The sequence below is a fragment of the Xanthomonas sp. NCPPB 3218 genome (assembly GCF_056725185.1).
Genome location: NZ_CM161516.1, coordinates 36,860 through 58,519, shown reverse-complemented (window position 1 = coordinate 58,519; position 21,660 = coordinate 36,860). Strand labels below are relative to the sequence as shown.

Below are 21,660 nucleotides of genomic sequence, written 5' to 3'. Positions count from 1 at the left end.
TCGAGCTGGTTTGACGCCAGTCACTGCCTCCGCCGAGATGGCGCCAGCTACTCGCCGTCTGCGCGTGCTGCACAGCCCCGGCGAGCAGCGGCCTGCGGCGATCAGCCCTCGATCTGCGTGGCCAGCCCCTGTGCGATCGCCTCGCGCATGATGCGCTGGGCTTCCTTGTCGGCGCGGATGCTGGCGGCGGCCTGCTGGCTGGCCAGATCTGCCTGCTCGGTGGCGAGCGCCGCCTGCTGCCTGGCCAGCGCCTGCATCCGCTGTTGGGCGCCGCTGCGCTGCATGGCCTGCTCGGCCTGACGTACTGCGCGTTCTGCTTCCCGCGCCGCACGCTCGGCGGCCTGCTGTGTGCGCGCATCGGTGTCGAGCAAGGATGCATTGACGTGCTTTGCGGCCGCGTCGGCAGCACGTGCACCCAGCTCACCCATCTGCGCTCCCAACTCGCCCTGCTGCTCGCCGAGCTCGCCCTGGCGCTCGCCAAGCGCGCCCTGCGCCTGGCCCAGTTTGGTGACTGGCGCATACGCCGCATTCAAGCGCTTGAAGGTGTCGGGATCGCGCACGACGTACTGCTTGCCATCCTTGCGGAACCACATCAGCTGACCATCCTTGCCGGCCAGGCGACGCACATGCTTGAGATCGTCCACCGAGCCATTCATGACGCTGTCGTTGCCCTGCAGCAGCACGTAGGCATCGCGGTCGGGGTCATGCGACAGGTTGATCTGGCCGTGCGTGGAGGTGGTGGTGAAGGTCTGGCTGGTGGATGACGCCGCTGCAGCCGGTGCGGCGGCGTTTGCCGGTGCGGCGTTCGCTGCCGCAGTTGCCGGTACAGCTGCAGCGGCGGCAGTGGCCGGTGCCGCTGTGCTCGACGCGCCGGCAGCGGGCTTGGCCGTTGCGGCTGCTGATGCGGCGGCGGCAGCCGGCGCAGTGGGCATTGCCACCAGGCGCAGCGGCAGCACGCCGGTGATGGCCACCGCGCCCAGGATCAGGGCCGCGCCAAACCGCGGGAACGAGGTCGGGTTCTGCAACATGAGCAATCTCCGTTTTAGGCTGAGGAAGGACGGCGAGGCGCTGGCCACGCCGCCGTGCGGGCGCGGTGCCACGCCCAGTTGCAGCAACAGCCGGCCATAGTCGTGGCGGCAATGACGGTGGCCTGCGACCACCGCGGCATCGCAGGCGGCTTCGCGGGCGGTGGCGTATTCGCGCGCGGCCAGATGCACCAGCGGGTGGAAGAAGAACAGGTGCTGGGCCAGCGACGGCAGCAAGCCCCACCACAGATCGCGCCGGCGCAGATGGATCAGTTCATGGGTCAGCGCCATATCCAGATCGTCGTCGGCCATGTGTGGCAGGCGTGCGGCGGGCAGCAGCAACACCGGGCGCCAGGGCCCGATCAACTGCGGCGAGGCGATCTGCTGCGACAGCCGTATTTCCGGCGGCTGCGACAGGCCGTGCGCTTCTGCGGCCATGCGCAGTGCGGCGACCAGGGCGCGATCGGTGCACGGTGCGGCAGCGCGTACCAGGGCGCGGCTGCGTCGGTATGCGCGCACTGTGCCGAGCGCCATCACTGCAACGCCGGCAATCCATAACGCGGCCAGCCACAGCGCCCAGGACGGACCGCTTGCACCCTGCAGCACGTCTGCCGCGCCCGCACTGGCGACCGCGCTGGCGCCGGATGCACTGGCATTGGCCATCACCATCGGCGCCAGGCTATTGCCGGCAATCAAGGCAGGCGTGGGCGTGGCTGCGGGCAACACCGGCAACTGCAGCGGCGCGTTCCACAGCAGGCCGACCACGGCCTGCACTCCCACCAGCCACCATAGCCAGGTCTGCGTGGTGGCGGGCAGCCGCCGCACGCTGCGGCACAGCGCCCACACCGCCAACGCCAGCACGGCGGTCTGCACGCTGGTGGCGCCCAGTTTCCAGAGCAAGGCTTCGATCATCGGCGACATGCTCAATCCTCCTTGCGCTGCGACTGCAGCTTGGCGACCAGGGCTTCGAGCTCGGCCAGCTCGCTATCGCTGACCTCGGCGCGCTGCGACATCCACGCTACGAACGGCGACACTGAGCCCTGCAAGGTCTTTTCCACGAACTGCCCCACTGCCGAGCGCACCACCGCGTCCTGCCCGCTGGTGGCGCTGTAGCGGTACATACCGTCCATCTGCTCGCGGCGCAGGAAGCCCTTGGCGCGCAGGCGCTCCATCATGGTCAGCACGGTCGAGCGCGCCAGCCCACGCGGCTCACCGAACGCGGCCGCCACTTCGCCGACACTGGCCTGCCGTTGTTCCTCGATGTGTTGCAACAGGGCCAGCTCCTGGTCCCCGATGGTCTTGCCACGCATGCCGCTCTCCATGACTACAGTTGTCGCTACCGTAAGCGTGACGACAATTGTAGTCAATAGGTCGGATGGCAGGGGGACGGTACAGATGAAGAATCAGACGGAAAGCCGTGAAGAAGAGGTTCGCCAAGATTGGCGCCTCCGACAGACTGTTCCCCGCTGCAAGATTTACCAACCTGACGGAGCCAACCGGGGAATCGAGGCTGCGTCAGTTATCGCTCCTAAGCGAACAGCCGACTCGAACTTGCTGCCGCGCATGCATGCATCTCAAGGTTGGCGATGGAGTCAAAGGCTGCTACCGGCTTCAGACATCGTTTCCTGGACTTCGTCGCTCACCAGTGCGTTTCGTCAGATTGCGTGCCCTATCTTGAGCCTGCTCAGCTATGTTGCGCCGGGATCTGCAAGCACATTGCAGATGGGGCTCAGATCAATACCTACAAGGACGTGCGGACACATGAAACGCTGGCTATTTGTTGCTTTGCTCACCCTTTCATTCGGGGCGAACGGCGTTGTCATTCGTGCCGATGTTGACGACTCAAATTATCGAATCGATCAATCCGCGTTTTCGGCTCTGGCGGACATGCCGGGCGAAGGGCACGGCGTCCTTATCGCGCGGAAGTGGGTCCTCACCGCCGCACACGCGGCTCCCATGGACGGCATGGACGCGGAGGTGGTCATCAACGGGAATGCCTACAAAGTTGCTCGGGTCTTCGTCCATCCTGGCTACAAGCGCATGCCCGACGCATTGGGCCAAGAAGCGTTGAAGTCGGGCGATCCGTCCAGAATTCATGCCTTCCTGGCAGGTTCGGATGACATTGCTTTGATCGAATTGGATGCACCTGTTGAGCAGGTTGTACCGGTCGCTCTTTATCGAGGTGGCGATGAGGTCACGGACGTCGCCATGTTTGTAGGAAAGGGGGCAACCGGCAATGGCATTGAGGGGCAGATTCCCGGCTCTCCACATCGTGGCGCGCTGAGGCGGGCTTACAACGCCATTACTGGAGCGAACGACCGCTATCTCTGGTATCGATTCGATCCCCCTGCACAGGGGCTTCCCCTCGAAGGTGTATTGGGAAGCGGTGACAGCGGCGGCCCGCTCGTGGTGCAAGGTCAGGGCGCCTGGCAACTCATTGGACTGGGATCTTGGATCACGGCAGTTCCGGAACACGCGCTAGAGGCCGGTTTCTATGGGCAAATGGTCTATAACGTCCGCATCTCACGCTATGTCACCTGGATCGATGACGTGATGTGTGCGGCAGATGGAGCCTCCTGTGCGGAGAACTAGCCAGCGCCGCTGCCACTAGCGCGTGCCAGGGAGAAACCATCGCGATGAAGCGGGCTGCCTTCACGTGCGCCACCATGCCGGCGCGCATGATCACAACCTCTAGCGGCGCATATGCTGCACAGGTCATGTCTCGATGCCGCCACAGCGGAAGGCTTCTGCATTTTCTCTCTGGTGGCAGTCGGTTACCCAGCCAGCAGCAACCCTGCAGCATCCGTCGGTGCGCGATGCCGTGCCTGAAGGCGCGGCCTTGCTTGGCGACGAGCAGATGGAGGCGCTGGGGCACAGCCTGGCGCAGGCGCATGTGCTCTATACCGGGCCTACCCGCGAGCTGCTGCTGTCGCAACTCAAATTCAACGAGCGCTCGCTCGGCACGGCCGCAGCGCGATTGGCCGAAATGTCTGCCGATGGCTTGCGCCTGCATCCGGCCGGTGAGTGGTTATTGGACAACTATTATCTGGTGGAAGAGCAGATGCGCCTGGCGCGTCAGCATCTTCCGCCCGGGTATAGCCGGCAATTACCGCGTCTGCGCACGCCAACGTCGGTGGGCCTGCCGCGCGTCTACGAGCTGGGCTTGCAGGTGGTGGCGCATGGCGACGGGCGCGTGGATGTCATCACGCTGAGCCGTTTCATCGCCGCCTACCAACAGGTGGCGCCGCTCAAGCTCGGCGAGCTGTGGGCGATTCCGATCATGTTGCGGCTGGCGCTGATCGATAACCTGCGCCGCGTTGCCGACGACATCATGCACGATGGACGCGACAGTAGCCTGGCGGCGCAGTGGGCGGCATTGCTCAACGCCACTGCCGCCACCCAACCCAAGGATGTGGTGGTGGTGGTGGCCGACCTGGCGCGCTCGCAGCCGCCGGCGACCGGTGCATTCGTGGCCGAGCTGACGCGCGGCATCCAGGGCCGTGGGCCGGTGTTGTCGATGGCCAGCGCCTGGGTGGAGCAATGGCTGGCAAGCGAGGGCCACAGTGTGGAAGCGCTGGTGCACGCCGAAAGCCAGCGCCAGGCAGCCGAGCAGGTCTCGATCAGCAACAGCATCGGCAGCCTGCGGTTCCTGGATGACATGGATTGGCGCGATTTCGTCGAGGCCATGAGCGTGGTCGAGCAGACCTTGCGCAAGGATCCGGCCGACGTCTACGCACGCATGGATTTCCATACCCGCGATAGCTATCGGCATGTGGTGGAACAGCTGGCGCAACGCCTGGACCGCGACGAGCCGGACGTAGCCGAGGCCGTGCTGCAGCTGGCGGCGCACGCAGATGCCGCGATGCCGGTGGCCAACCACGTGGGCTATTACCTGGTGGATGCGGGATTGCCGCGGCTGCGTGCCGCGCTTCGCGACCCAGCTGCGCCAGATACGCCGCCCCCCCCTCGCCCGCGCGCGCATCGCGTTGCGCTGCCGCTCTACCTGTTGCCGATCGCAGCGATCGCGTTGCTGTGGACCGGCGTGCTGCTGCAGGGCGTGAGCGCACTGCCGCCGGCGCTGTGGTGGATCACCGCTGGCATCGCGCTGCTGGCCGCCAGCGAGCTGGGCATCGCCCTAGTCAACTGGGCGGCAACGCTGTGGGTGCGCCCACGTCCGTTGCCGCGCATGGACCTACGTGCCGGCATCACGCCCGATTGCCGCACGCTGGTGGTGATGCCGAGCATGCTGGCCAGTCACGAGGCCATCGACGAGCTGGTCGGCGCGCTGGAGGTGCATTATTTGGCCAACCGCGACGCACAGTTGTACTTCGCGCTGCTCACCGATTTTCTCGATGCCGCGCAAGCGCTGTTGCCTGGCGACATGGCATTGGTGGCACATGCGGCGCAGCATATCGACCGGCTCAACGCGGCCTATGCCGATGCGCACGGCGATCGCTTCTTCCTGCTGCATCGCGCACGCCAGTGGAACGCCGGCGAAGGCTGCTGGATGGGCGCAGAGCGCAAGCGCGGCAAGCTGGAAGCGCTCAACCGCCTGCTCTGCGCCGACGACGCGCGGCTGCAGGCGGCCAGCGAATTCCTTCAGGTGCAAGGCGATGTCGCCGCGCTGGTGCAGGTGCGCTATGTGATCACGCTCGACAGCGACACCCACCTGCCGCGCGATGCGGCACGTGCGCTGGTCGGGGCGATGTCGCATCCGTTGAATGTGCCCCGCATGGATGCGGCCGGGCAGATCGTCGAGTCCGGTTACGGCATTCTGCAGCCGGGCCTGGGCACCGGCATGAGCGAGGGCGGCGAGTCGCGGTTTGCGCGCATGTTCGGCATCGAGCCGGGCATCGACCCGTACACGCGTGTGGTCTCGGACGTGTATCAGGATCTGTTCGGCGAAGGCTCCTTCATCGGCAAGGGCATCTATGCGGTGGCCACCTTCGAGCAGGTGCTGGCCGGCCGCTTCCCCGATAATCGCGTGCTCAGCCATGACCTGCTGGAAGGCTGTTACGTGCGCGCCGGGCTGCTCAGCGACGTGCGTCTGTACGAGCGCCACCCGCAACGCTATGCCACCGATGCCAAGCGCCGTGCGCGCTGGGTGCGTGGCGACTGGCAATTGCTGCCGTGGTTGCTGCCGTGGGTGCCCGACCGGGGCGGCCGGCGCGCGCGCAATCCCTTGTCGTGGTTGTCGCGCGGCAAGCTGCTGGACAACCTGCGCCGCAGCCTGGTGGCCCCGGCCGCGCTGAGTCTGTTACTGATCGGCTGGTTGTGCTCACCCACGCCATTGCGCTGGACGCTGTGGCTGCTGGTGCTATGGCTGCTGCCGGGGCTGTGTTCGGCGCTGTATGCGCTGGCGCATCCGCCCGAGGGCCTGGGGCTGCGTCATCACGCGCGCCAGGTCGGTGTGGGGCTGCGTCAGCATCTGCTGCGCACCGGCGTGGTGCTGGCCTGCCTGCCGTTCGAAGCCGGGATGCAGCTGGCCGCCATCGCCCGCACGCTGGTGCGGATGTCGATCACCCGGCGCCATCTGCTGCAGTGGGCGCCATCCAGCGAAGTGGAGCGCAGCGCGCGCAGCGGCAATGCCGAGCAACAGCTGATGGCCGGCGCCGCGTGCAGCGCGGCATTGGCGATCGCCGCGGTGGCGTGGTGGGCGCCGTTGGCGTTGTGGGCGGCATTGCCGCTGGGGCTGGCATGGATGGCCGCGCCCTGGCTGATGGCCTGGCTGGGCGAACAACCCGCCGCACCGGTGGCGCAGTTGTCGCAGGAACAACGCGCTTTCCTCGGTGGATTGTCGCGGCGCACCTGGGCGTTCTTCGAAAGCCATTGCACCGCGCAGCACCACTGGCTGCCACCGGACAACGTGCAGGAATACCCGGTCACGGTGGTGGCCAACCGTACTTCGCCGACCAATATCGGGCTGGGCCTGCTGGCCAATCTGGCCGCCTACGATCTGGGCTACCTGACGGTGGCCGGCGTGATGACCCACGTGGCCGATACCTTGACCACGCTGGAAACGCTGCCGCGTTATCGCGGCCACTTCTACAACTGGTACGACACCGAAACGCTGGTGCCGTTGTTGCCGCGCTACGTCTCCACCGTGGACAGCGGCAACCTGGTCGGGCATCTGCTGACGCTGCGGCAAGGCCTGCTGGCACTGGTGGATGCGCCGGCGGTGTCGTTGGCGGTGTTCGATGGGCTGGCCGACACCCTGGGCGTGCTGGCATCGCGAGCGCAGACACGCAGCGACGGCGCCGCCAATGCGCTGGACGCAATGTCGCAGAGCTTGCAGAGCATCCGCAGCCAGCCCGCGCCGAGCCTGCACCAGGCCGACCAAGCGCTGCGCCTGCTGCTGGCGCAGAGCCACACGATCCTGGCGCTGATGCCGGACAGCGACGACGGCGAGCCGTGGCCGCAACGCTTGATCGACAGCTGCGAGGCGGCCCTGGCAGAAGTGGGCCATTGCGCAACCACGCTTGCCGGTACCGATGCGCACGCGACGCCGCCCCCTGGCGCCACGGTCGCCACGCTGCGGCAACTCGCCCTCAGCGACCACGCACCCGGCGTGCAGACCTGGGCCGCCAAACGCGTGCAGGAGCTGCAACGGCTGGCGCATATCGCCGGGCAGCTGGCGCAGCTGGACTACGAGTTCCTCTACAACCCCGCCCAGCAGTTGCTCTCGATCGGCTACAACGTCGACGACCATCGCCTGGATAGCGGCCATTACGATCTGCTCGCCTCCGAAGCGCGCCTGGGCATCTTCGCGGCGATCGCCCAGGGCAAGTTGCCGCAGGAGAGCTGGTTCGCACTCGGCCGCACGCTGACCGACACCGGCGCCGAGCCCACGCTGCTGTCGTGGAGCGGCTCGATGTTCGAGTACCTGATGCCCGATCTGGTCATGCCCAGCTACCCGCAGACCTTGCTGAGCCGTTCGATGCGCGGTGCGGTGCAGGCGCAGATCCGCTATGGCGCCGCACGCGATGTGCCGTGGGGCGTGTCCGAATCGGGCTACAACACCGTCGATACGCGGCGCAATTATCAATACCGCGCGTTCGGTGTGCCCGGCCTGGGGCTCAAGCGCGGCCTGGGCCAGGATCTGGTGATCGCCCCCTACGCCAGCGCGATGGCGCTGATGGTCGAGCCGGATGCGGCCTGCCGCAATCTGCAGCAACTGCAGGCGCTGGGATTTGGCGGGCGTTTCGGCTTGTACGAGGCGATCGACTACACCCCCTCGCGCGTGCCGCGTGGCGAACAGCATGCGCTGGTGCGCTCGTTCATGTCGCATCACCAGGGCATGGCGCTGCTGGCGCTGGACCACGTGTTGCGCGATGCGCCGATGCAGAAGCGCTTTGTCGCCGACCCGCAATTCCAGGCCACGCTGTTGCTGTTGCAGGAGCGTGCACCGCGCGCTGGCGTGTATGTCAAAGGCCTGGCCGACGCCGCCGAGCGCCCGGTGGCCACCGAAGCCGGCATGGCCTTGCGCATCCATCGCGACCCCAATCTGCCGCAGCCGGCGCTGCAATTGCTCTCCAACGGGCGTTACCACGGCATGCTGACCTCGGCCGGTGGCGGCTACAGCCGCGCGCGCGACATGGCGGTGACGCGTTGGCGCGAAGACGGCACCCGCGATCACTGGGGCACGTTCTGCTATCTGCGCGATGTGGACAGCGGTGCGGTGTGGTCGGCCGCGCATCAGCCCACCTGCGTACCGGTGGAGCGGTACGAGGCGATCTTTTCCGATGCCAAGGCCGAGTTCAAAGGCAGCCACCAGCGTTACGACAGCCATCTGGAAATCGCCATTTCCGCCGAAGACGATGTGGAGCTGCGCCGCTTGCGCATCCGCAACCGCTCGCGGCAGACGCGGGTGATCGAAATCACCACCTACGCCGAAGTGGTGCTGGCACCGGCGCAGGCCGACGAGGCGCATCCGGCCTTCAGCAACCTGTTCGTGCAAACCGAGATCCTGGCCGACAAACAGGCGTTGCTGTGCACGCGTCGCCCGCGCGGACACGACGAGGCGCAGCCATGGATGCTGCATCTGGTGGCAGTGCACGATGCCGACGTGGCGTCGATCTCCTACGAGACCGACCGCGCTGCATTTGTCGGGCGCGGGCGCAGCACCCGCAATCCGCTGGCCCTGCGCGATCAGGCCAGCCTGTCCGGCGCGGCCGGCTCGGTGCTGGATCCGATCGTGGCGATCCGCTGCCGTATTTCGCTGGCGCCGGATCAACAGGCGCAGGTGGACATGGTCTACGGCGTCGGCACCCAGCGCGCGGCCTGCACCGCGTTAATCGACAAGTACCGCGACCGCCGTCTGGCCGACCGCGTGTTCGACCTGGCGCTGACCCAGAGCCAGGTCATCCGCCGGCAGATCAACGCCTCGCTGGAAGACGCGATGCTCTACGAACGGCTGGCCGCACGCGTGCTGTTCGTCGACCCGCAATTGCGCGCCGACAGCGAGGTGCTGCTGCACAACCATCGCGGCCAGTCGGCGCTGTGGAGTCACGCCATCTCCGGCGATCTGCCGATCGTGCTGTTGCGCATCGCCGACCCGGACAATCTGGAGCTGGTGCGCCAGCTGGTGCAGGCACACGCGTACTGGCGCCTGAAAGGCTTGCGCGCGGATCTGGTGATCTGGAACGAAAGCCAGGCCGGCTATCGGCAATCGCTGCAGGACGCCATCCTGGGCCTGATCGCCGCAGACCCCGAGGCCAATGTGCTCGACCGCCCCGGCGGCATCTTCGTGCGCGCCATCGAACACATCTCGCAGGAAGACCGCGTGCTGCTGCAGACCGTGGCGCGCGCGATCCTCAGCGATGCCAACGGCAGCCTGGACGCGCAATTGCAGCGCCACCCCAGCGCGCGTGCGCATCCGCCGTTGCTGGAGCCCATCAAGCAACTGGACAGCGCCGATTACCTCAGCAGCACCCACGCCGCCTACCTGGACCGAACCCTGCAGGCCGCCGCCGAAGAACCGGTGTTGTTCGACAACGGCCTGGGCGCGTTCGCCGCCGACGGCCGCGAATACCGCATCACCCTGGACGAAGGCACCGCCACACCGGCGCCGTGGTGCAACGTGATGGCCAACGCGCAGTTCGGCAGCGTGGTCAGCGACAGCAGCCCCGGCTACAGCTGGGCCGAGAACGCGCACGAATTCCGCCTCACGCCGTGGCACAACGACCCGGTCGGCGATGCCTCCAGCGAAGCGTTCTACCTGCGTGACGAAGACACCGGCCAGGTGTGGTCGCCGATGGCGCTGCCATGCCGCGGCAGCGGTCGCTACACGGTGCGCCACGGCTTCGGTTACAGCGTCTACAGCCATATCGAACACGGCATCGGCAGCGAGCTGTGGGTGTTCGTGGATGTGGAGCGCCCGATCAAGTTCAGCCATCTGCGGTTGAAGAATCTTTCCGGCCGCCCACGCCGGCTCAGCGTCACCGGGTACGTGGAATGGGTGCTGGGCGATATCCGCGCCCGCTCGCAGTTGCACGTGGTCAGCGAGGTGGACCTGGGCAGCAGCGTGCTGACCGCGCGCAACCCGTACAACACCGAGTTCGACGGGCGCGTGGCGTTCTTCGATGCCGATGCACCCAGCCGCAGCATCACTGCCGACCGCAGCGAATTCATCGGGCGCAATGGCAGCCTGGCCGCACCGGCCGCGCTCACGCGGCAGCGTCTGTCCGGGCGCGTGGGTGCCGGCCTGGACCCGTGCGCGGCGATCCAGATCCTGGTCACGCTGGCGGCCGAACAGAGCTTCGAAACGGTATTCCGCCTGGGCGCGGCGGTGGATCGCGACACCGCACTGACACTGGCCCGCCAGAGCCGTGGCGTGGCTGCCGCGCAGGCCGCCTTGCTGGCGGTGCGCGCGCATTGGCAGCAGGTGCTGGGCAGCGTGCAGGTGACCACGCCCGATCCAGCGGTGGATCTGCTGGCCAACGGCTGGCTGCTCTACCAGACCATCGCCTGCCGGTTCCTGGCACGCAGCGGCTACTACCAGTCCGGTGGCGCGTACGGCTTCCGGGACCAGTTGCAGGACAGCATGGCGATGGTGCACGCGCAGCCAGCGCTGGCACGCGCGCATCTGCTGCGCTGCGCCGCGCATCAGTTCGTGCAGGGCGATGTGCAGCATTGGTGGCACCCGCCACAGGACCGCGGCGTGCGCACGCAGTGCTCGGACGATTTTCTGTGGTTGCCGCAGGCCCTATGCCGCTATCTGGATGTCACCAACGACGCCAGTGTGCTGGACGAGCGGGTGAGCTTTATCGACGGGCGCGCCCTCAAGCCCGACGAGGAATCGTATTACGACCTGCCACAGATCGCCGCCAACATGCAGTCGCTGTACGCGCACGGCGTGCTCGCCCTGCAACGCGGCATGGCACGGCTGGGCGAACGCGGCCTGCCGCTGATCGGCAGCGGCGACTGGAACGACGGCATGAACCGGGTCGGCAAGGACGGCAAGGGCGAGAGCGTGTGGCTGGGGTTCTTCCTCTACGACACGCTGCTAAGGTTCGCAGAGGTGGCCTTGCAGCGCGACGATGCGACATTCGCGGCGACCTGCCGCACGCATGCGCAGGCCTTGCGCACCGCGCTGGAGCAGCATGCCTGGGATGGGCGGTGGTACCGGCGGGCCTGGTTCGACGACGGCACGCCGCTGGGTTCGAGCGATTCGGACGAATGCCGCATCGATTCGCTGTCGCAGAGTTGGGCGGTGCTGTCCGGTGCGATGGACCCGGCGCGCGGTGCACAGGCGATGGACGCGATGCACCAGCAGCTGGTGGATCCCGACGCCGGCATCGTCAAGCTGCTGGTGCCGCCGTTCGACCGTACCGAACACGACCCCGGCTATATCCGCGGTTACCTCCCCGGCGTGCGCGAAAACGGCGGCCAATACACGCATGCGGCGGTGTGGGCGACGATGGCCTTCGCGCATCTGGGCGACAGCGCGCGGGCCTGGCAACTGGCCGGCCTGATCAACCCGATCCACCACGCCCGCGACGCGGCGGGCGTGCAGCGCTACAAGGCCGAACCCTATGTGCTGGCGGCCGATGTCTACGCGGTGGCGCCGCACGCCGGCCGCGGCGGCTGGAGCTGGTACACCGGCGCAGCCGGCTGGATGTACCGCTTGCTGACCGAATCGCTGCTCGGCCTGCAACGCCATGGCGAGCGCCTGCACCTCGTGCCGTGCATCCCGGCCAGCTGGCCCCAGTACCAGCTGCGCTATCGCTTCGGCACCAGCACCTACGTCATTGACGTCACCCAGCGCCCCGGTGTCGAGCCACGGCTGGAAATCGACGGCATACAGCAAGCCGAGCTTGCTTTCACTCTGGTCGACGACGGTACGGTCCACGCTGTCGCCCTGGACTGGCCGGGAGACGCGACATGAGCACACGCATACGCACCCACACCAATCACCAGCTTTCCGATCTGGGCAAGATGTTGTCGGTCTGGCCGCAGCGGGTGCGCGACCCCAGTCAGTTCTGGCCGCAATTCGATGCCTTGGCCAAAGGCATTCTGGATGAGGCGGCTGCAGCCGATCTGCAGCGGGTGCAATGTCGCCTGCGGCAGCTGCTGCGCCGTCACGGACTGACGCGGACGCAGTAAGCACGCAGGCAGTCTCCGCACGCGCCAAGGCCGCTGGTGGTCGATCTCGGTGACATTGCGCTGTATGTGCAGATGGTACGCAGCGCCGGTTTTGCCGGGGCCGCGCGCCGACTGGGACGCCACGCCCGACAGCGTCAGCCGGCGTGTGCACGGGCTGCGGGCAGTCTTCATGCCACGCCAACAACGCTTTCTTCACGCTTGCGCCATTCTTCCGCTGGAGATCTCCGATGATCCGCACCCTTGCTCCGCTCGCTGCCGTGTTGTTGCTCTCGGCCTGTGCCTCCAACCAGGTCGTGCAGGTGCAGCCCATCGACGGGGCCATTTCCGGGCAGTGCCATATCGACAAGGTGCGCGGCGCCGTCGGCCTGGCCGCGGCGGCACAGACCATCGAACGCGCGCGCGTGGACAGCGACAGCCTGCAGGTCAGCGTGCGCCGCGGCGAGCGCGCCACCGGTGGCACCACTGCCAGCGGCCTGGCCGACCCGGCCCAGGGCGCCAGCGAAAGCGGCGGCGATCACCTCACCGTCGAGACCGGCCCGAACAACAACATCACCGCGATCTACTGCGGCTGAGTCGTTTGGGATTCGGGATTGGAGATTCGGGATTCGGTAAGGCACTGTTGCTATCCGGCTCCCGGTCCTCCACTTGGAGTGGCTGACAAAATCTAGCGCGTCGGCTTCACGTAAGCGTGGACGGCGAGCAGCAACCGCACTGTCCTTGTGGCACCTGCCGCGCCCGCCTGCGGGTCAGCGCAGTCGTTTTTGTCGCCGTTTTCAAGCGGACTTCCGCTTTGATGCAGGCCTTGCCCGTGCCTTGGGCTTGTTACGCGAAGCGCTCAAGAACTTCAGCGTGGCCGCCTCCCATTGGCGCTCGCCGCGCACGCCGGTGGCCATGGCCTGCAAGTGACCGGCGCGCCAGCCTTCGAACACGCACGGGTCGATATACGCCTTGCGACACACCGAGGGTGTATTGCCCAGCGCATCGGCCACTTCGCGGATGACATCGTTCTGCACCTGGGTCAGCGCGCGCTCGCTCATGCGCTCGGGCAGCGGCAACCGTGCCAGACGTTGCAATGCCGCCAGCGTGCCGCCCCAGGTACGGAAATCCTTGGCGGTGAAATCCTCGCCCATCGCCTCGCGCAGGTAGTCGTTGACCTCGCCCGAGTCCACCGGCTGCAGCTGGCCGTCGTCATCGCGGTACTGGAACAGCGATTGCCCCGGCAATTGCTGGCACTCGCGGATCAGTTTGACCAGTTGCTTGTCGTCCACCTCGATATCGTGATCCTGGCCGCTCTTGCCGCGGAACTTCAGCCGCGCACGTCCCCCGCGCAGGAATTCCATGTGCCGGTTGCGCAACGTGGTCAGCCCGTAGGACCGGTTGCTGCGCGCATATTCGGCGTTGCCCACGCGCACCAGCGTGTCGGCCAGCAACGCCACCACGATCGCCAGCACCTTCTCACGCGGAAATCCCGGCAGGACCAGATCGCGGCGCAGCCGGCGGCGCAACTTGGGCAGCGCTTGGCCGAAGGCGATCACCCGCTCGAACTTGCCTTCGCCGCGCACCTGCGCCCAATCGGCGTGGTAGCGGTATTGCTTGCGCCTGCGCGCATCGCGGCCGGTGGCCTGCAGATGGCCGTTGGGCTTGGCGCAGATCCACACCTCGGTATACGCCGGCGGAATCGCCAGCGCGCGGATGCGCTGCAACGTGTCGGCATCGGCCACGCGTTGTCCGTCCGCGCTGCGGTAACTGAAGCTCTTGCCGGCCTTGCGGCGGCTGATGCCGGGCTGCTGATCGTTGACGTAGGTGAGCCCGGCCGCGCGCGCGGTGGCCTTGGCCTGTGCAACCGCGGCCACGCTCGCCACCGCGGCGGTGGCGGCCACCGCGCCGGCGGTAACGGTGGCCAGCTTGCCGGCCGCGCTGGCGGTGGCGGCGGCATTGCGAAGAACACGTTTGGCTTTCATTGCGCACGGATCGAAGGACAGGCGCCGATTGTTGAGCCGGTCAGGACTAGGCCGCGTCAACGCTGCGACAACGCCATGTGGGCAAGCGATGCCCGCGAGCGGGTTTTCTGCTTATGCTTGGGCCTCCCCTACTGTGCTGGAGTCATCGATGCGCGCTGTCCTGCCTACCGCCCGTCTGGCCTGTACCCTGGTCGTGCTGGCGGCATTGACTGCCTGCGGTTCGCCGCAACCGGACGAGCAGGAAGCCGTCTCCGCCAAGGCGCAGCAAGCCGCCGAACAGGCCGCCGCACCGGCACCGGCGGCCGCGCCCGAAGCGCCGCCGATCGGCAGCTGCGATGCCACCCAGGTGCAATCGCTGGTGGGCCAGGCGCTGACCGATGCGGTGAGCGACCAGGCCCGCACCGACGCCGGCGCCAAGTCGGTGCGCGTGCTCAAGCCCGGCCAGATGACCACGATGGAGTTCAACGGCGAACGGCTCAATCTGGAAGTGGATGCCAAGAACGTGATCGCTTCGGTGCGTTGCGGCTAAGTACCGGTTGGCGCCTGTTGGCGAACAGGCGCCAAGCCAGCTGGCACAAGGCCTTGCGGCCGCCCTCGTTGCAGCTGTAACGGTGTATTGCGGCACCGCATCAACTGTGGTCTAGTCGATCATCCGGTGACCTCTTCGAAACGCTCCACGGATCGAGCGCTGCAACGTCGTCGCCGCTCTCCCAGATCGCAAAGAGGCAGACATGGCCCCCCGCACTCGCCAAGGGCTCAACGACCACGGTCTCTACAACAGCGCGCGCGATGAGCGCGACGCCTGTGGTTTTGGCATGGTCGCCCAGTTGGACGACCAACCTTCCCGCTCGCTGGTGGACACCGCAATTGCGGCGCTCTCGCGCATGACCCACCGCGGCGGCGTGGCGGCCGACGGCCTCACCGGCGATGGCTGCGGCCTGCTGATCCGCAAGCCCGATGCGTTCCTGCGCGGGCTGGCGCGCGATGCCGGCATCGCCCTGGGCACGCGTTACGCGGCCGGTGTGGTGTTCCTGCCGCTGGACGAAGCCGATGCCGCATGCTGTCGCACCGAACTGGAAACCCAGTTGCACAGCGCCGGCGTGCAGTTCCGCGGCTGGCGCGTGGTGCCCACCGACGACAGCGTCTGCGGCCAGCTGGCACGCGACACCTTGCCGCGCATCGAACAGGTATTCGTCGATGCCGGCGCCGAGCAGAGCGAAGACGGCTTCACCCTGGCGCTGTTCCTGGCGCGCCGCCGCGCCGAGCAGGCGCTGCGCGAGGTGGAAAACTTCTACGTCACCACGCTCTCGCCTAACGGCATCAGCTACAAGGGCATGGTGCTGCCGGACAAGCTGAGCACGTTCTACCCGGACCTGCAGCGCAGCGACCTGTCCTCCAGCGCGATCGTCTTCCACCAGCGCTTTTCCACCAACACGCTGCCGCGCTGGCCGCTGGCGCATCCGTTCCGCCTGCTCGCCCACAACGGCGAGATCAACACCATCGAAGGCAACCGCCGCTGGGCGCAGGCGCGCAGCAAGGTGTGGCAGACCCCGCGTTTCGACATCGCCGAGTTCGACCCGGTGATCTCCATGCACGGCTCGGACTCGCAGAGCCTGGACAACATGCTCGAGCTGCTGATCGCCGGTGGCATGGACCTGCTGCAGGCGCTGCGCATCCTGGTGCCGCCGGCGACCCAGTCGCTGGAGTTCAAGGACGCCGACCTGGCCGCGTTCTACGAGTTCTACGGCCTCAACACCGAGCCGTGGGATGGCCCGGCCGGCATCGTCGCCTGCGACGGCCGCTATGCCGCCTGCATGCTCGACCGCAACGGCCTGCGCCCGGCGCGCTGGATGCTGACCTCCGACCGCCATTTCCTGGTCGCCTCCGAGGCCGGCGTGTGGGAGCTGCCGGCCGAGCGCATCACCCGCAAGGGCAAGCTGGGCCCGGGCGAGATGATGGCGATCGACCTCAAGCGCGGCGACCTGCTGGACTCGGACGCCATCGACCGCATCAACCGCGCGCGCGCGCCGTACAAGCAATGGCTGCAGCAGGGCGTGACCTATCTGCAGACCGAACTGATCGACCCTTCGCTGGTGGAAGAACCCTTCAGCGAGCAGACCCTGCGCAGCTACCACAAGCTGTTCCAGCTCAGCACCGAGGAAGTGGAGCAGATCCTGCGCCCGCTGGCCGAGACCGAGCAGGAAGCCACCGGCTCGATGGGCGACGACACCCCGATGGCGGTGCTCAGCCGCCAGACCCGGCCGCTGTACGACTACTTCCGCCAAGCCTTCGCGCAGGTCACCAACCCGCCGATCGACCCGCTGCGCGAAGGCATCGCGATGTCGCTCACCACCCAGCTCGGCAAGGAGACCAACATCTTCCACGCCGGCGCGGAGACGGTGAACCACGTCATCCTCAACTCGCCGGTGCTCAGCCAGCGCAAGCTGCGCCAGCTGCTGAAGATGGAGCAGTACGTCGAGCGCAACCGCCTGATCGACCTGTCCTACAGCGTGGAGGAAGGCCTCAAGGCCGGCCTGGAACGCATCTGCCAGGAAGTGGAAGCGGCCGCACGCGCCGGCGCCGTCATGCTGTTGCTGTCCGACCGCTACCCGGTCCCGGACCGGCCGATGGCGCATGCGCTGCTGGCCACCGGCGCGGTGCACCACCACCTGTGCAAGGTGGGCCTGCGCTGCGACGTCAACCTGATCATCGAAACCGGCACCGCGCGCGATGCGCACCACATGGCCTGCCTGCTCGGCTTCGGCGCCACCGCGGTATATCCGTACCTGGCCTACCAGACGCTGTTCGACCTGGGCCGGCGCGGCATCCTGCAGCTGAGCAAGGGCGGCGAGCAGTCGCAGATCGGCCGCCGCTACCGCAAGGGCATCTACAAGGGCCTGTCCAAGATCATCTCCAAGATGGGCATCTGCACCATCGCCAGCTACCGCGGCGCGCAGTTGTTCGAGATCGTCGGGCTGGACCCGGACGTGGTGGAGCTGTGCTTTGCCGAGACGCCCGCACGCATCGGCGGCGTGGGCCTGTCACGGCTGGATACCGAGGCGCGCGAGCTCACCGCACGCGCCTGGAACGACCAGCTCAAGCCGGAAGTGGGCGGCCTGCTCAAGTACGTGCACGGCGGCGAGTACCACATGTACAACCCCGACGTGGTCATGACGCTGCAGCGCGCCACCCGCACCGGCGATGCCGGCGACTGGCAGAAATACGTCGACGCGGTGCATTCGCGCCCGGCCTCCACGCTGCGTGATCTGGTCCAGCTCAAGCGCGCCGACACCCCGACCCCGCTGGACGAGGTGGCCCCGGCCGAAGATGTGTTGCGTCGCTTCGACACCGCCGCGATCAGCCTGGGCGCGTTGTCGCCCGAAGCGCATGAGGCGCTGGCCATCGCGATGAACCGCCTGGGCGGGCGCAGCAATTCGGGCGAAGGCGGCGAAGACCCGGCCCGCTACGGCACCGAGAAGCGCTCCAAGATCAAGCAGGTGGCCTCCGGCCGCTTCGGCGTGACTCCGGAATACCTGGTCAACGCCGAAGTGCTGCAGATCAAGGTCGCCCAGGGCGCCAAGCCCGGCGAAGGCGGCCAGCTACCCGGCCACAAGGTCAACGAGCTGATCGCGCGGCTGCGCTACGCCAAGCCCGGCATCGGCCTGATCAGCCCGCCGCCGCACCACGACATCTATTCGATCGAAGACCTGGCCCAGCTGATCTATGACCTCAAGCAGGTCAATCCGACCGCGCTGGTGTCGGTGAAGCTGGTGGCCCATGCCGGCGTCGGCACCATTGCCGCCGGCGTGGTCAAGGCCGGCGCCGACCTGATCACCGTGTCCGGCCATGACGGCGGCACCGGCGCCAGCCCGGTCAGCTCGATCCGCTATGCCGGCGTGCCGTGGGAACTGGGCGTAGCCGAGTCGCACCAGGCGCTGGTGGCCAACGACCTGCGCGAGCGCACCATCCTGCAGACCGACGGCGGCCTGAAGACCGGCCTGGACGTGGTCAAGGCCGCGTTGCTGGGCGCCGACAGCTTCGGCTTCGGCACCGCGCCGATGATCGTGCTGGGCTGCAAGTACCTGCGCATCTGCCACCTCAACAACTGCGCCACCGGCGTGGCCACCCAGGACGAACGCCTGCGCGCGAACTACTTCACCGGCCTGCCGGAGCGCGTGGAGCATTTCTTCCGCCTGCTGGCCGAGGAAGTGCGTCAGTGGCTGTCCTACCTGGGCGTGCGTTCGCTGGACGACATCGTCGGCCGCACCGACCTGCTCGAACAGCTGGAGGTCTCCCCGCGTGCCGGGGTCAGGGTCGACCTGTCGCGCCTGCTGACGCATGCCCGCTACGACGGCAGCCACTGCGCCGCCCAGCGCCTGTACGAATCGCCCGACAGCCTGGCCACGCAGATGGACGGCCTGCTCGCCGATGCGATCGCCAACAAGCGTGGCGGCGACCACCGTTTCCTGATCCACAACACCGACCGCTCGATCGGCGCGCGCCTGTCCGGCGCCATCGCGCGCGTGCACGGCAACCACGGCATGAGCGATGCGCCGTTGAATCTGCGCTTCCGCGGCACCGCCGGGCAGAGCTTCGGCGCGTTCAACGCCGGTGGCCTGCAGCTGGAGCTGGAAGGCGAAGCCAACGACTACGTCGGCAAGGGCATGGCCGGCGGCCGGCTGGTAGTGCGCCCGCCGCGCGGGGCGCGCTTCGAGGCGCGCAGCACGCCGATCGTGGGCAACACCTGCCTGTACGGCGCCACCGGCGGCGAGCTGTTCGCAGCCGGCCGCGCGGGCGAGCGCTTTGCGGTGCGCAACTCCGGCGCGCTGGCGGTGGTGGAAGGCGCCGGCGACCACTGCTGCGAGTACATGACCGATGGCGTGGTACTGGTGCTGGGCAAGGTGGGCCTGAACTTCGGCGCCGGCTTCACCGGCGGGCTGGCCTACGTGCTGGATATCGAACGCGACTTCGTGGACCGCTACAACCACGAACTGATCGACATCCACCGCGTCTCCGCCGAGGGCTTTGAGAACCATCGCCAGCACCTGCACACCCTGATCAGCCGCCACCGCGAGCTGACCGGCAGCATCTGGGCGCAGCAGATCCTGGACGAGTTCCGCGACTACATCGGCAAGTTCTGGCTGGTCAAACCCAAGGCCGCCAGCATCGAGTCGCTGACAGAGTCACTCAGGCGTGCCGCCTGAGTGACGGGATTGGGGAGTCGGGATTGGGGATTCGCTCAAGCTATGCGAATCCCGATTCCCGAATCTCCACTCCCGGCCTTCCAGCGTCGTGATTGTTTGTTCGAGATTCGCACCGCGTCCGCCCCCCGTCGCCCGCTGTTGCGAATCCCCAATCCCAACTCCCGAATCCCAGCCCTATGAGCCGCAAGCAAGCCTTCCAATTCCTCGACCTGCCCCGGACCATGCCCACGCGCATTCCGGTGGAGCTGCGTACGTCCGGTGACTGGGGCGAGCTGTACGGCAAGTTCGACAAGGCCGACGCGCAGTACCAGTCCGGCCGTTGCCTGGACTGCGGCAATCCGTACTGCAGCTGGAAATGCCCGGTGCACAACGCGATCCCGCAGTGGCTGCAGCTGGTGCAGGAAAACCGCATCGAAGAAGCCGCCGCGCTGTGCCACTCCACCAATCCGCTGCCGGAAGTGTGCGGGCGGGTGTGTCCGCAGGATCGCCTGTGCGAAGGCAGCTGCACGCTGGAGGAATTCGGCGCGGTCACCATCGGCGCGGTGGAAAAATACATCGTCGATACCGCCTTCAAGATGGGCTGGCGCCCGGACCTGGGCAACGTGCAGCCGAGCGGCTGGCGGGTGGCGGTGATCGGCGCCGGCCCGGCCGGCCTGTCCTGCGCGGACCGTCTGGTGCGTGCCGGCATCGAGGCGGTGGTCTACGACCGCTACGAGCAGATCGGCGGCCTGCTGCAGTTCGGCATTCCCAGCTTCAAGCTGGACAAGTCGGTGATCGGCAAGCGCCGCGAGATCCTCGAAGGCATGGGCGTGCAGTTCCGCCTGGGCGTGGAAGTGGGCCGCGACGTCAGCATCGAGCAGTTGCTGGGCGAGTTCGATGCGGTGTTCCTGGGTACCGGTGCCTACCGCTACACCGATGGTGGGCTGCCCGGGCAGGACCTGAAGAACGTGCTGCCGGCATTGCCGTTCCTGGTGCAGAACAGCCGCATCGTCAGCGGCAACGACCCGCACGGCCGGCCGATCGCCGGCTGGGAAGACCAGATGGCGCTACCCGATCTCAACGGCAAGCGCGTGGTGGTGCTGGGCGGCGGCGACACCGGCATGGACTGCGTGCGCAGCGCCATCCGCCTGGGTGCGGCCAAGGTCACCTGCGCCTACCGCCGCGACGAGGCCAGCATGCCGGGCTCGGCACGCGAGGTCGCCAACGCGCGCGAGGAAGGCGTGCGCTTTTTGTTCAACCGTCAGCCGCTGTCGATCGAATCCGGCGCCGACGACGAAGCGATCGGCGTGACCGTGGTGGAAACCCGCCTCGGCGAGCCCGATGCCAGCGGGCGGCGCAACGCGGTACCGGTGGAAGGCAGCGAATCGCTGCTGGAAGCGGACGTGGTGATCATCGCGTTCGGCTTCTCGCCGACCCTGCCCGACTGGCTGGCAGCGCAGGGCGTGGAAGCCGGCAGCAACGGCCGCATCGTCGCACCGGCCGACGACAACGGCCGCCTGCCCTACCAGACCAGCAACCCGCGCCTGTTCGCCGGTGGCGACTGCGTGCGCGGCGCCGACCTGGTGGTCACCGCGGTGGCCGAAGGCCGCGATGCGGCCGGCAGCATCGTGCAGCTGCTGGGCGTCAAGGCGCAGGTCAAGGAACCGGCCGCGGCCTGAGTGCCGACCAGCGCGTGGGCTCAGCGCCCACCGCTGGTTACCGGCTCGCGTGCGGGCAACCCGCACGCTACGTTGGCGGCCAGGCCGCATGACGCTGCTCGATGCAGCGCATCCACCGCGACCCACCGTGCGGAAGACGCTCCTGTAGGCGACCAGACTCTCGCCTGACTCATGCCCCAGGGCTCCACCTGCCTGCCACGCAGGCCAC

Annotated in this window: 10 protein-coding genes; 7 read left to right on the top strand and 3 right to left on the bottom strand. The window is 67.4% G+C overall.

Translation table 11 applies throughout. The features are described from left to right. Positions 1–101: 101 nt before the first annotated feature. Both AC1PLS_RS00205 and AC1PLS_RS00200 read right to left on the bottom strand, forming a co-directional pair. A complete protein-coding gene (locus AC1PLS_RS00205) occupies positions 102–1,946 on the bottom strand; it encodes a M56 family metallopeptidase (RefSeq protein ID WP_481104038.1) in 1,845 nt (614 codons plus the stop codon). 2 nt (positions 1,947–1,948) lie between these two features. Continuing rightward, entirely contained in the window at positions 1,949–2,347 is a 399-nt protein-coding gene (locus tag AC1PLS_RS00200) for a BlaI/MecI/CopY family transcriptional regulator (protein WP_481104037.1), read from the bottom strand. Positions 2,348–2,786: 439 nt separating this feature from the next. Here AC1PLS_RS00200 and AC1PLS_RS00195 point away from each other — a divergent pair, with 439 nt between their 5' ends. The 4 genes from AC1PLS_RS00195 (at position 2,787) to AC1PLS_RS00180 (ending at position 13,201) form a co-directional block, all read left to right on the top strand. Then, on the top strand, positions 2,787–3,617 hold the full coding sequence (locus AC1PLS_RS00195) for a S1 family peptidase (RefSeq protein WP_481104036.1): 831 nt from the start codon (positions 2,787–2,789) through the stop codon (positions 3,615–3,617). Positions 3,618–3,750: 133 nt separating this feature from the next. Beyond that, a complete protein-coding gene (locus AC1PLS_RS00190; RefSeq protein ID WP_481104035.1) occupies positions 3,751–12,411 on the top strand; it encodes a glycoside hydrolase family 94 protein in 8,661 nt (2,886 codons plus the stop codon). Then, positions 12,408–12,629 (top strand): hypothetical protein, encoded by a 222-nt coding sequence (locus tag AC1PLS_RS00185; protein WP_046345213.1) that lies wholly within the window; start codon positions 12,408–12,410, stop codon positions 12,627–12,629. The genes AC1PLS_RS00190 and AC1PLS_RS00185 overlap by 4 nt, the downstream gene beginning before the upstream one ends. 227 nt (positions 12,630–12,856) lie before the next feature. Continuing rightward, complete coding sequence (locus tag AC1PLS_RS00180; RefSeq protein ID WP_024940425.1) at positions 12,857–13,201, top strand: hypothetical protein; 345 nt, start codon at positions 12,857–12,859, stop codon at positions 13,199–13,201. Positions 13,202–13,402: 201 nt separating this feature from the next. Here the strand turns inward: AC1PLS_RS00180 and AC1PLS_RS00175 are convergent, their stop codons facing one another. Further along, positions 13,403–14,680 carry a DNA topoisomerase IB gene (locus AC1PLS_RS00175; protein WP_481104525.1) on the bottom strand — a complete coding sequence of 426 codons (1,278 nt, stop codon included), beginning with the start codon at positions 14,678–14,680 and terminating at the stop codon, positions 13,403–13,405. 58 nt (positions 14,681–14,738) lie between these two features. On the opposite strand from AC1PLS_RS00175, the gene AC1PLS_RS00170 reads away from it, so the two are divergent. The 3 genes from AC1PLS_RS00170 (at position 14,739) to AC1PLS_RS00160 (ending at position 21,452) form a co-directional block, all read left to right on the top strand. After that, positions 14,739–15,119 (top strand): I78 family peptidase inhibitor, encoded by a 381-nt coding sequence (locus AC1PLS_RS00170; protein WP_016901590.1) that lies wholly within the window; start codon positions 14,739–14,741, stop codon positions 15,117–15,119. Between the two features lie 202 nt (positions 15,120–15,321). After that, on the top strand, positions 15,322–19,794 hold the full coding sequence (gltB, locus tag AC1PLS_RS00165; protein ID WP_481104034.1) for a glutamate synthase large subunit: 4,473 nt from the start codon (positions 15,322–15,324) through the stop codon (positions 19,792–19,794). Positions 19,795–19,970: 176 nt separating this feature from the next. Then, positions 19,971–21,452 (top strand): FAD-dependent oxidoreductase, encoded by a 1,482-nt coding sequence (locus AC1PLS_RS00160; protein WP_016901588.1) that lies wholly within the window; start codon positions 19,971–19,973, stop codon positions 21,450–21,452. Positions 21,453–21,660: the final 208 nt, after the last annotated feature.